At 38.7% G+C, this 11,457-nt stretch carries 11 protein-coding genes and 3 tRNA genes; 11 read left to right on the forward strand and 3 right to left on the reverse strand.

What is annotated here, in order from left to right:
- Positions 1 to 347 precede the first annotated feature (347 nt).
- The 3 genes from E0H87_RS02530 to E0H87_RS02540 all read left to right on the forward strand — a co-directional run bounded on the left by E0H87_RS02530 (position 348) and on the right by E0H87_RS02540 (position 4,376).
- Positions 348 to 1,337, forward strand: a complete 990-nt coding sequence (locus E0H87_RS02530) for a LysR family transcriptional regulator (protein ID WP_131263514.1) — start codon at positions 348 to 350, stop codon at positions 1,335 to 1,337.
- Between the two features lie 129 nt (positions 1,338 to 1,466).
- Positions 1,467 to 2,795, forward strand: a complete 1,329-nt coding sequence (locus E0H87_RS02535) for a hemolysin family protein (RefSeq protein ID WP_131322102.1) — start codon at positions 1,467 to 1,469, stop codon at positions 2,793 to 2,795.
- Positions 2,796 to 3,035: 240 nt separating this feature from the next.
- The gene (locus E0H87_RS02540) at positions 3,036 to 4,376 is read left to right on the forward strand and encodes a CitMHS family transporter (protein WP_131322104.1); all 1,341 of its coding nucleotides are present in this window, start codon (positions 3,036 to 3,038) and stop codon (positions 4,374 to 4,376) included.
- Positions 4,377 to 4,439: 63 nt separating this feature from the next.
- Here the strand turns inward: E0H87_RS02540 and E0H87_RS02545 are convergent, their stop codons facing one another.
- The 3 genes from E0H87_RS02545 to E0H87_RS02555 form a co-directional block, all read right to left on the reverse strand.
- Complete coding sequence (locus E0H87_RS02545) at positions 4,440 to 4,946, reverse strand: hypothetical protein (protein ID WP_131322106.1); 507 nt, start codon at positions 4,944 to 4,946, stop codon at positions 4,440 to 4,442.
- Positions 4,947 to 5,105: 159 nt separating this feature from the next.
- Complete coding sequence (locus tag E0H87_RS02550; RefSeq protein ID WP_131322108.1) at positions 5,106 to 6,098, reverse strand: NAD(P)H-quinone oxidoreductase; 993 nt, start codon at positions 6,096 to 6,098, stop codon at positions 5,106 to 5,108.
- A gap of 147 nt (positions 6,099 to 6,245) precedes the next feature.
- On the reverse strand, positions 6,246 to 7,427 hold the full coding sequence (locus E0H87_RS02555; RefSeq protein WP_131322110.1) for a S1C family serine protease: 1,182 nt from the start codon (positions 7,425 to 7,427) through the stop codon (positions 6,246 to 6,248).
- A gap of 167 nt (positions 7,428 to 7,594) precedes the next feature.
- On the opposite strand from E0H87_RS02555, the gene E0H87_RS02560 reads away from it, so the two are divergent.
- From E0H87_RS02560 to E0H87_RS02595, 8 genes are all read left to right on the forward strand, one after another.
- The gene (locus E0H87_RS02560; protein WP_131322112.1) at positions 7,595 to 8,353 is read left to right on the forward strand and encodes a Nif3-like dinuclear metal center hexameric protein; all 759 of its coding nucleotides are present in this window, start codon (positions 7,595 to 7,597) and stop codon (positions 8,351 to 8,353) included.
- A gap of 198 nt (positions 8,354 to 8,551) precedes the next feature.
- Complete coding sequence (locus E0H87_RS02565) at positions 8,552 to 9,178, forward strand: superoxide dismutase (RefSeq protein ID WP_131322114.1); 627 nt, start codon at positions 8,552 to 8,554, stop codon at positions 9,176 to 9,178.
- Between the two features lie 147 nt (positions 9,179 to 9,325).
- Positions 9,326 to 9,401, forward strand: a tRNA-Asn gene (locus E0H87_RS02570).
- Between the two features lie 4 nt (positions 9,402 to 9,405).
- Positions 9,406 to 9,481, forward strand: a tRNA-Asn gene (locus tag E0H87_RS02575).
- Positions 9,482 to 9,613: 132 nt separating this feature from the next.
- Positions 9,614 to 9,919, forward strand: a complete 306-nt coding sequence (locus E0H87_RS02580; protein WP_131322116.1) for a hypothetical protein — start codon at positions 9,614 to 9,616, stop codon at positions 9,917 to 9,919.
- 99 nt (positions 9,920 to 10,018) lie between these two features.
- Positions 10,019 to 10,094 (forward strand) — tRNA-Asn (locus E0H87_RS02585).
- A gap of 53 nt (positions 10,095 to 10,147) precedes the next feature.
- Entirely contained in the window at positions 10,148 to 10,591 is a 444-nt protein-coding gene (locus E0H87_RS02590; RefSeq protein ID WP_227547296.1) for a DUF2726 domain-containing protein, read from the forward strand.
- Between the two features lie 230 nt (positions 10,592 to 10,821).
- A complete protein-coding gene (locus E0H87_RS02595) occupies positions 10,822 to 11,451 on the forward strand; it encodes a response regulator transcription factor (protein ID WP_131322118.1) in 630 nt (209 codons plus the stop codon).
- Positions 11,452 to 11,457 lie beyond the last annotated feature (6 nt).

The raw sequence follows: 11,457 nt of genomic DNA on the forward strand, positions 1-11,457 counted from the left end.
TTAAGTCTTGCATCCCTCGCTTTTAACTATTTTTGCTTAATTTTAGCTATTTTATTTTGCAATTTTAAGCTTAAACATTTAAATACATTTGTATAAAATATAAACTTCATTACTCCCTATTTAGTAATTCTTTAAGTCGTAAAAACATAAACTCTACGCATTCACTCAGAATTACGATTTCTTGGTTTTTAAGGCTTTTAACTTTTATTTTTAGTCTTTTTCCTTTACTATTCATTCGCAATTCGTTTCACCTCCCGCTAGCTTTTTTCATCATATTTTCTACACAAGCCTTGTCGCTTATGGCATAATCAACATAATTTCATAAGTTTATTCTTGGTATTTATTTTATGAATCTGGAGCGGGTCGACCTTAATTTACTCATTTATCTTGATGTATTATTGCGTGAAAAAAACGTCACGCGCGCAGCAGAACAATTGGGCGTTACCCAACCTGCAATGAGTAACATCTTACGTCGTCTTCGTAATCTCTTTAATGACCCTCTATTGATTCGTTCTTCCGAAGGGATGACACCGACCGAACGTGCGCTTGAATTACAGCCACGAATTCGCGATGCGCTGTCAGATCTTTCCATGATTTTGGAACCACGTACAGAGTTCCGTCCGTATACATCTAATCGTGTTTTTCGCATCATGACTTCGGACTATGCCGAAGCGACGTTAGTTCCTCGTTTAGTGAAAGCATTACGTTCAGAAGCGCCGAATGTTGTTTTAGACTTTCTTACCCCGAGTGACGTGTCCTATCGTGATATGGAACAAGGTAAAGTTGATTTAGCGATTAACCGATTCAATGAAATTCCACAAAGTTTTCATCAAGTTTTAGTATGGCGTGACAGTTTTTCGTGCTTATTGAATGGCAAGCACCCTGCTGCATCAAATTTAAACTTAAAAAGCTATCTTGATGCGCAACATATTTGGGTGTCGAAAACAGGTATGGGCGTAGGTTTTGGGGTAAATCCAGAAAAACAAGCTGGCTTAGGTTGGATTGATCAAGCATTAGAACGTATCGGCCAAAAGCGTAAAATTTCTGTTTTTACACGCCATTATCAAATGCCGGCACTATTAGCATCAAATGTCGATTTGATTGCCACTTTGCCAACCCGTATTGCGCGTCTACAAGCCAAAAGCCAACAGTTACTGATCAAAGATCCGCCATTCTACATTCCTGAATTTGAGTTAAAAATGGCATGGTGTCCTTTGTTACATCATCATCCAGCACACCGTTGGTTACGCCAGTTAATTTTATATGTTGCTCGTCAAATGATCGAAGAAGAAAATCGTGAATTTTTATTAAATAACTCACAATTTTCACATTATTAATTAGATTTTTCTTAAATTCTTCTTTTTTAAGATTATACTGTTAGCACTTCGGGCATAATTCAATTATTCCCCTAGTGCTTTTTTGTGTTAAAAATATTTCATAATAATGATGATCCGCAGGTGGATTTCGTGAGTCTCTTCCAGAATATTATAATCATCGCACTTCTGATTACAGGGGCGGGATTTCTGTCTCTGACTGAAATTGCGCTTGCAGGTGCGCGCAAAGTCAAATTGAAAATTCTGGCTGAAGCTGGCGAAGAGCGAGCGCAGAAAGTCTTAGATTTACAGGAAAATTCTGCAGATTTTTTTGCAGCCTCCCAAATTGGTCTCAATGCAGTCGCAATTTTGGGCGGTATTTTAGGTGAAGGAGCATTTCGACCTTACTTCCTGAGTTTTGTGTCTCGTTTTTATTCAGGTGCTTGGGCGGAAAGCATAAGCTTCGCACTTTCGTTCACCTTAGTGACATCGCTATTCATTCTATTTGCCGATTTAATGCCGAAACGTTTGGCGATGATTGCACCCGAAAAAATCTCGATTGCCGTCATTAACCCCATTCAAGTCTTTATTAAAGTGTGCAAACCTTTGGCTTGGATCATTAATACCTTAGCCAACCTACTCTTCCGTTTGTTCAAAGTGAATACCATACGTGACGACAATATCACCTTTGATGATATTTCTGCGGTCATGGATGCAGGTGCCCAAGCTGGTGTGTTATTAAAGCAAGAACATCACTTTATTGAGAATGTGCTTGAACTTGAAGAACGTAATGTTCCCTCGAGTATGACCACACGTGAAAATGTTATTTATTTCACTTTAAGTGAAGCGGAAGACAGCATTCGACAAAAACTGGCTGAATATCCTTACTCCAAATTTTTGGTGTGTAATGGGAATATTGATCAAGTGATTGGCTATGTCGATGCCAAAGATATATTAGTCCGCATTTTAAATAACCAAAAAATCAATCAACTCAACGAGTCGACTATTCGTAATGTGCTCACCATTCCAGACACCTTAACGCTTTCGGAAGTACTTGATCGATTCCGTTCGAGTAAAGAAAAGTTTGCCGTCGTGATTAACGAGTATGCGCTGGTTGTGGGTGTCATTACCCTCTCTGATATTATGATTACAGTCATGGGAGACTGGGTTACCCCGATTGAAGCAGAGCAACAAATTATTAAACGTGACGATAACTCATGGCTCATTGATGGTGGCACCCCAATTGAGGATATGAAACACGCTCTCGAAATTGACGAAATGCCTGATGAGGAAAATTATGAGACGCTGGCTGGCTTTATGATGTTTCGCTTACGTAAAATTCCACGCCCTGCAGATGTGGTGATTTTTGGTGGTTATAAGTTTGAAGTGGTCGATGTCGATCATTTTAAAATTGACCAATTGTTAGTGACTCGTCTACTGCCAGAACCTAAAGATTCTAATGACACGGAACCTCAAGAATAAAGGTTCAGCTATTTCTTACTTTCTAAGCCTTGCACATCCTGCAAGGCTTTTTTTGCACCAAATTCATGCAAATCCATACCAATTTGGTACTCTGACATACTTTATCGATATATATTATTTATTAGAAAAATAGAATAAAAAATACCATTTGTTAAATAATATTTATAAATCATCATTATTTTAATACTATCAGTTTCACTCAAATATTAAATAAAACCATCACACTCAAAGGACTGATCCATGCTGACTATCTTAGGCTTGGGCATGATTATTTGCTTTATGTATTTAATCATGTCCAAACGTTTGAGCGCTCTTGTCGCTTTAACTTTAATTCCAATTCTTTTTGCACTCATTACGTATGCTTTAAGCTTTTTTGTTGACAGTCTAGCAGGATTTAATATTTCAGAATTAGGCAACATGATGATGGAGGGAATCAAGAAACTTGCCCCGACAGGTGTCATGCTGTTATTCGCTATTCTTTATTTTGCCATCATGATTGATACAGGCTTGTTTGATCCATCGGTGAAATGGATTTTAAAACAAGTCAAAGGCGATCCGCTAAAAGTGACTTTAGGGACAATTACACTTACCTTGATTGTGTCATTAGACGGTGATGGTTCAACGACTTATATGATCTGTGTCGCTGCAATGCTTCCCTTGTATAAACGTATTGGCATGAGCCCTTTGATTATGGCGTGCTTAATGATGCTTGCCAGCGGCATCATGAATTTAACACCATGGGGTGGACCAACGGCGCGTGCTGCAACGGCACTACATGTAGACCCGAATGATGTATTCGTGCCTATGTTATTTCCAATGTTTGTCGCAATTATCTGGCTATATTTCTTAGGTTTTATGTATGGACGCATGGAACGTAAACGTATTGGAATTGTTGAGTTAGATATTAGTCATGGTGATAATATTCAAATCTCTCAAGTCCCTGAAGCAAACCGTCATCATCTGCGTGTCTTTAATGCGGTGTTAACACTAGGGCTCATGATCGCCTTAGTTATGGGTATTTTACCTGCACCAATTTTGTTTATGGTGGCTTTGTGTATTGCGTTGATTGTGAATTATCCAGATTTAGATATGCAAAAGCGCTTGGTTGGTAATCACTCTGCAAGCGCATTGGCCGTGGTCGGTATTATTTTTGCCGCAGGTATATTCACAGGTATTCTTTCAGGCACTGGCATGGTGGATGCAATGTCTAAGCAATTGGTGGCCATTATTCCTGAAAGCATGGGACCTTATTTGGCACCGATTACCGCAATCATTAGTATGCCTTTGACCTTTTTTATGTCAAACGATGCATTCTATTTCGGTGTCTTACCTGTGCTGTCTGAAGCCGCTGGGCATTATGGTATTACTCCAGTAGAGATGGCACGCGCCTCAATCGTTGGACAACCTGTACATCTATTATCACCTTTGGTTCCATCGACTTATTTACTGTGTGGGCTGGCAGGAATCAATTTTGGTGAACACCAAGAGTTCACAATTAAGTGGGCTGTTATTACTTGCTTAGTGATGCTGGTCACCGCTGTAATTTTTGGAATATTCCCACTTTATTCAACACTTGGGTAAAACTACTCAAAAAAAAAGAGCATCTCATGGTGCTCTTTTTTGTTTTGATGGCTTATTAAAAGATTAATACTTTTCTAATAAAGCCTCTAATACAGCTTGATAGTGAATCAAAATATCATCTTCTAGAATTTTGTAGGCATTATCGAATTGCACCATTGGCCAACCCTGTTTCCAGAATGGGAAAATATTGTGCAAATCTTCTGTCACCATCGCTTCTTCACGGGTAATTGCTTGTGCAATTTGTGCCAAAACTTGTGCCGTTTCAGCACCATCAATGGCTAAATAATCAATCCCTTGCGCTTTTAAAATACGAATACGATCTTTTTTATAACGAATCTTTTTCGCTTGAGTTGAATTTAAATGTAAAGCCAACGTTACTGCTTCAACAAAATTTTCTTCAAAAGCTTGGTGTAATGCTACTAAAGCCTGTTTATGTGCTTCCTGACGTCCAGCCTTGCCTCCATCACGAATGATTTGATTGGCTTCAACATTGAGTTTATCGTTTTTCATAGACTTTAAGATGTCTAAAATCTCGATATCACTTAATTGCTCAGGAGATTGTTCAGTCATGCACTGCTCATTTACATTAAAAGGAATCCACTATTCTCGCATATTTCCAACATAAAAAGCAGTCTTTACTTCATGCTCAGATATGAACATGAAGATAAGCTTCAATATATGCTCATTTCGCTATATTCAAGCTTACTTCACGATCAATAACTCGATAGGTTAAATTACTTCAACCACAATTTTACCAATATGCTCACCTGTATCCATAGCACGATGTGCATCTTGAATTTGATCAAATTTAAATGTTTTGTAAATCATAGGAATGCACTGACCTTGCTCTAATAACGGCCAAACATGCTCTTGTAAACCTTGGCTAATTTCTGCTTTCTCAGCCGTATTACGCGCACGCATGGTCGAGCCTGTAATGGTCAAACGCTTCATCATAATTTGCCCGAGTTTGACTTCTTTGGCTTTTGCACCACCAAGGAAAGCGATATAAACCAAACGACCATCTTTACGTAATAAGTTCAGGTTTTGTTCGAGATAAGGTGCACCCACGATATCTAGAATGACATCAACCCCTGCCTGATCTGTCTTTTCCAGAATATAGCTTTCGAAATTTTGTGTTTTATAATTGATTGCATCTGTTAAATGAGCAATGGCTTGAACTTTTTCATCTGAGCCTACAGTTGCAAAGGTTTTAAGCCCCAATGCATTACAAAGCATTAATGCCGTGGTTCCAATACCACTGGTACCACCATGAATGAGCACCGTTTCCCCAGCTTTGGCTTTCCCCATTTGAAACACATTAGCCCATACAGTGAAAAATGTTTCAGGAATGGCCGCAGCCTGCACATAGCTCAAACCTGTTGGAATGTTTAAAGTTTGGCTTTCAGGTACAACACAATATTCGGCGTAACCACCACCATTGGTTAAACCACATACTTGATCACCGACTTTAAACTTCTGAACATCAGATCCAACAGCAACGACTTCACCCGCAACTTCCAAACCTGGCACAGGGGTCACGCCTTTCGGCATTGGGTATAAACCTTGACGCTGTAAAATATCTGGACGATTCAGTCCAAAAGCATGGACCTGAACCAGCACTTCATCGGCTTTGGGTTCTGGTACAACTGTTTGCTCAATGGCTAATTTTTCTGGTCCACCGACTTCAGTAATCACTACCTGATGCATCATTGGATTTGTCATGATGTTTCCCTATATTGCTTTATATTTTCATGCTGTATTTGACCACAAACATTTCAATCAATGAAGTCAAACGTCCTCATCAATTCGCCTAAGTGAGTTTGCTCTAGCTATAAAAAAGCCCCTTTTCAGGAGCTTGTTTTAAAAACTTTATCTTTGCGGCAATGGAATATATTGTGAATCCGAATTTTGAACTTTACGCTCTCCAACCAACACATCCAGACTTAATGCTTTATCACCACGTTGGACTTGAATTTTGACAGTACTATTCGGTGCTTGTAATGCCACATAATTAATCAAATGCGATGCTGAGGTAATTTTTTCCTCATTCACTTGCGTAATTTTATCGCCTTTTAATAATCCTGCTTGCGCAGCTGGTCCATTTTTCAGCACGTCCGCAACAACCACACCCGCTTGTTTCGGTGCCATAATGTTTTCTTGCTGTACAGGCATTAAACTAATACCCAACCAACCACGAACCACACGACCATCTTTCAATATTGAATTGAGCACTTGCTGACAGACTTTTGCGGGAATCGCAAAACCAATACCTAATGAGCCACCTGATTGCGAGAAAATAGCAGTATTGACCCCGATCAAGTTACCAGCCACATCAATCAAGGCTCCCCCTGAATTACCAGGATTAATCGCTGCATCGGTCTGAATAAAGTCTTCATAAGTGTTAATACCTAAATCTGAACGTCCTGTTGCGGAGATAATCCCTTGCGTCACCGTTTGCCCCACACCAAATGGGTTACCAATTGCAAGTACAACATCTCCCACTTCATTACCACTCAGCTTAAAGGGTAATACTGGCAATTTATCCAACTCAATTTTAATCACAGCTAAATCAGTATCAGGGTCAGTACCAATAATTTTAGCAGCCGCACGTCGCCCATCTTGTAATGCAACAATAATTTGATCCGCCTGAGAAACCACATGATTATTGGTTAATATATAACCATCAGGACGAACAATAACTCCAGATCCCAGACTATTTTCATTTTGTTCAGGATTTAATTGTTCTGGAATTTGGTTGCCAAAAAACTCTTTAAATGCTGGATCATTCATGAGCGGGTGATCAAGTTGTTTAACTTTCTGTGTGGTAAAAATATTGACCACCGCTGGTGCAGCAACTTTTACCGCAGCACTATAAGACACCACCCCACCCGCTCTGGACGTATCAATCAGCGGTTCAACTTTTTCAGCAGGCATTTTTACGCCATCAGGAGCAACAGTCGCTTTTGGTTTTTGGTATTGTTGCCATGCAATAAAACCAATAATGACAATAATGAGTAACACCCAAGGTAACCATGTAAAGGTCCGACGCACGTTTTTATCCTCTTAAAATATTTTAATTTCTTAATAACGAAGAATTTATGCTTATTGTAAAGGCAAATACAGTTCGATACACAAAATTCATGCAAGAGTTTTGTGATGCTTTAGTTACAATTCAAAATATGTTTTGATGATATTAATTCGTAACTTAAGAGATTTTTATGGCGACTCTGCAAGAAATTCTACAATGGTGTAATGACACTTTAAAAACCCAAGAATTTAAAGACTATGCACCCAACGGTTTACAAATTGAAGGAAATTCAGAAGTCAAAAAAATTCTCTGTGCTGTCACGGCCTCCCAAGAAGCCATTGATGCGGCGATTGCACAGCAAGCAGATCTTCTCTTAGTCCATCATGGTTATTTCTGGAAAGGTGAAGCCTACCCTATTACAGGCATGCGTGGAAAACGCATTAAAGCACTGATTAAAAATGATATTTCATTAATGGCTTATCACTTGCCTTTAGATTCACACCCAATACTAGGTAACAATGCTGCAATTGCTGAAATCTTAGAATTGGAAAATATTGAAGCTTTAGATGCTTCAGAACGCCACCCTATTGGCAATATAGGTTATTTAAAGCAAGCCATTTCCCCTGAAGCTTTTAAGGAAATCCTCACAGAACGCTTAGGCTTTAACACTATTCATTTAAAGGCAGATAAAGAATCCATCCAAAAAGTGGGTTTCTGTACAGGTGCAGCACAAGACTTTATCAGCAAAGCTGCTGAACAGGACTGTGATGCCTATATTTCAGGCGAAGTCAGCGAACGAACGTATTATGAAGCGAAGGAATTGGATGTGCATTACTACGCTTGTGGACATCATGCAACTGAACGCTATGGTGTGCAACGCTTAGGACAAGCTATTTCAGAACAGTTCAATCTTGAGTATAGTTATTTCGAATTAAACAATCCGATTTAATTTTGGCTTGGCAAATTTTCCTTACTTAAAATATGGATTTAAAGCCGTAAGATTGGATTTATCGTATTTTTTATATACGTATAAATTCGAGCGTTATTCTGTATTGTTATTTAAAAGTATTGCGCAAATTTAGCCTAGAATCCTTTACAATAGTGCCACTTAATGTCAAAACCCAGCAAAATGCAAGGAATTGAAATCATGACAACGATCACTTTACCAGCACTTCCATATGGCTATGAAGATCTTGCTCCTCATATCAGCAAAGAAACTTTAGAATACCATCACGACAAACACCACAATACTTATGTTGTTAACTTAAACAACTTAATCAAAGGCACTGACCTTGAAGGTAAAACTTTAGAAGAAATCATCAAAGCTTCTGCTGGTGATGCAGCTAAAGCAGGTGTTTTCAACAATGCAGCTCAAGTTTGGAACCACACGTTCTACTGGAACTGTATGGCTAAAAACGGTGGCGGTAAAGCGACTGGCGCATTAGCAGCAAAAATTGATGAAACTTTTGGTTCATACGAAAAATTTGCTGAAGAATTTGCTGCTGCAGCAACTACTCAGTTCGGTTCAGGCTGGGCTTGGTTAGTGGCTGACGAAGTAAATGGCGCACTTTCTATTATGAAAACTGCAAATGCAGATACTCCACTTGCTCACGGTAAAGTTGCAGTATTGACTATTGACGTTTGGGAACATGCTTACTACATCGATTTCCGTAATGCTCGTCCTAAATACATCACGACTTTCTTAGAAAGCTTAGTGAACTGGGACTATGCAAATGCGAAATATGCTGGTCAAACAGCTGGTGTTGAAAAATAATTTTTATTTTTCTGCATAAAAAATCACCCTTTACGGGTGATTTTTTCATTTTTAAGCTTTAACTGCATAATTATAAATCAAATAAAACAATTATCTTCAGGAACGGGTTGACGACTCCCATTTTCATCCCTAAAATGCGCATCAGATTCTCCAATAGCTCAGTCGGTAGAGCGACGGACTGTTAATCCGCAGGTCCCTGGTTCGAGCCCAGGTTGGAGAGCCACTATTCTTCCATAGCTCAGTCGGTAGAGCGACGGACTGTTAATCCGCAGGTCCCTGGTTCGAGCCCAGGTGGAAGAGCCAAGATTCTAAAAAACCCACACATTATGTTGTGGGTTTTTTATTGCTTAAATTTCAAGACCATCTTTATTGCAAATTGTAATTCAGCCATATTTTAATTATCTTCATAACATAACAGCAGCATAGAGAATAAGAATGAATCTACCTTGGCTAAAGTCCCTGATTTTTTGGATTATTGTGATTGTAGTTATTTTTGCTGCTTTCCAATGTACGCAAAAATCTGAAAATAATAAATCAGCTTCTGCCCTGATGTATGAGCGCTTATATCAATGTAGTCGTGACTTATCTGGAAAAAATGCTCTGGTGTTAAAATCCATTCAAAAGCAAATTCGTGCAGATATGAAGCAACAAGAACTCATGCAATTGATCACTACCTGCCGCCAAGCCAATCCTCTCAAGACACAAGTTGCTTATACTGAAGCCATACAGCGTATTAAATAATCTTTTTGTCTATTTTTAGTTCATTCAACTCAAAATATATGAATTTTTTAACTTTTTACTTGACCACTTACACTTAGCCCCCTAAAATGCGTTCCAGATTCTCCAATAGCTCAGTCGGTAGAGCGACGGACTGTTAATCCGCAGGTCCCTGGTTCGAGCCCAGGTTGGAGAGCCAAAATTTTAAAAGCCCACTCAGTTTTGTAGTGGGTTTTTTATTGAGTTCAATTTGTGTTTACATCAATTCAAACGCTATTTTTTATTATTGGCTGTCTAGCAAGTTCTGTTTTGCTTTTGATGCTATTCCAACATCTGTTTTGGAAACGTCAGCAATTTTATCGAAAACCCCTTATTACCGCCTTTGAACAGAAAATGTTTGTGCGACTGAATGAAGCCCTACCAGAACATCATATTTTGGCACAAGTCGCCTTTAGTGCCCTAATTACCAGCAACCATTTCAAAATACGCCAACAATTCAATCGAAAAGTCACAGATTTTGTGGTGTTAAATCGTGATATGAAAGTTATTGCAATTGTCGAATTAGATGACCCAAGTCATATTGGTAAGGAAGATGAGGATCGTTTACGTGACGCAATGCTCACAGAAGCTGGTTATACAGTCTTTCGTTATACCTCTATACCAAGTGCACGCGAACTACGTAAAGATCTACTTTAATTTCCTTTCAACAACAATATTCATGAACATTTATTCTAAGAAAAAAACAATCTCAACAAATCACCTAAAATTCACAACAAAATTAAAACCGTTTTCATTTAATTTTTATTCAACAAATACTTACACTAGCATCAGAGATAAAAAATCCCAATTTACAGGTATAGAACATTTTCAGCATTTGGAACACAGTCAAAAGATAATTGGATGCTCAAGTTTAGGACAACAAAATAGTGAATGAGCTTTTACTCCCGGCACCCGTATTAATTCTCTCGGAAGAAGTGAATTTAGACCTTCGCATTAAAATATTATTGATGGAGTTAGGCTACCCTGCGCCTTTAATTCACTCTACGCCTTATTTAGATGACGCACTTGAAATCTATCGTTTACATTTACCCAATATTGTCCTGATCGATCTCAACTTTACGCAAGTGCCTTTACACGATTTAATACGCTCATTAAAAACCTATCATCCTTATGTCATTATTATTTTGATGGCACCCCAAGGGCAAACAGAGCAAATCTTCCATGGGATTCAATCTGGCGCACATGGCTACTTTTTTATAGAGCAGACTGACCGCGAGATTCTACAGCAGATCAGAACAATTTTAAGAGGGGGTGCGACCTTACATGGTGAATTGGCACAATATATTCTTAATGCTCAGACCCAAAGCCAAGCACAACAATTCATTAACCCTTTTAAAGAAAGTCCCAGCCCATTGTTTTCTGATGTTGAGTTAGAAATTTTATCCTTACTCGCAAATCAGTTAAATACGCGTGAAATAGCCCATCAATTGGGGATTCCGCTTTACAGTGTAGAAGGGCGGATCAAATCGATATATCGACATTTAAGCCATAAATAAAAAGAG

This window comes from Acinetobacter sp. ANC 4178, assembly GCF_004331175.1.
Classification (GTDB): domain Bacteria; phylum Pseudomonadota; class Gammaproteobacteria; order Pseudomonadales; family Moraxellaceae; genus Acinetobacter.

Bases quoted from the DNA above. Each gene is read 5' to 3' on its own strand.
- E0H87_RS02530 (WP_131263514.1), top strand. From the start codon at position 348: ATGAATCTGGAGCGGGTCGACCTTAATTTACTCATTTATCTTGATGTA.
- E0H87_RS02540 (WP_131322104.1), top strand. From the start codon at position 3,036: ATGCTGACTATCTTAGGCTTGGGCATGATTATTTGCTTTATGTATTTA.
- E0H87_RS02545 (WP_131322106.1), bottom strand. From the start codon at position 4,946: ATGACTGAACAATCTCCTGAGCAATTAAGTGATATCGAGATTTTAGAC.
- E0H87_RS02550 (WP_131322108.1), bottom strand. From the start codon at position 6,098: ATGACAAATCCAATGATGCATCAGGTAGTGATTACTGAAGTCGGTGGA.
- E0H87_RS02560 (WP_131322112.1), top strand. From the start codon at position 7,595: ATGGCGACTCTGCAAGAAATTCTACAATGGTGTAATGACACTTTAAAA.
- E0H87_RS02565 (WP_131322114.1), top strand. From the start codon at position 8,552: ATGACAACGATCACTTTACCAGCACTTCCATATGGCTATGAAGATCTT.
- E0H87_RS02580 (WP_131322116.1), top strand. From the start codon at position 9,614: ATGAATCTACCTTGGCTAAAGTCCCTGATTTTTTGGATTATTGTGATT.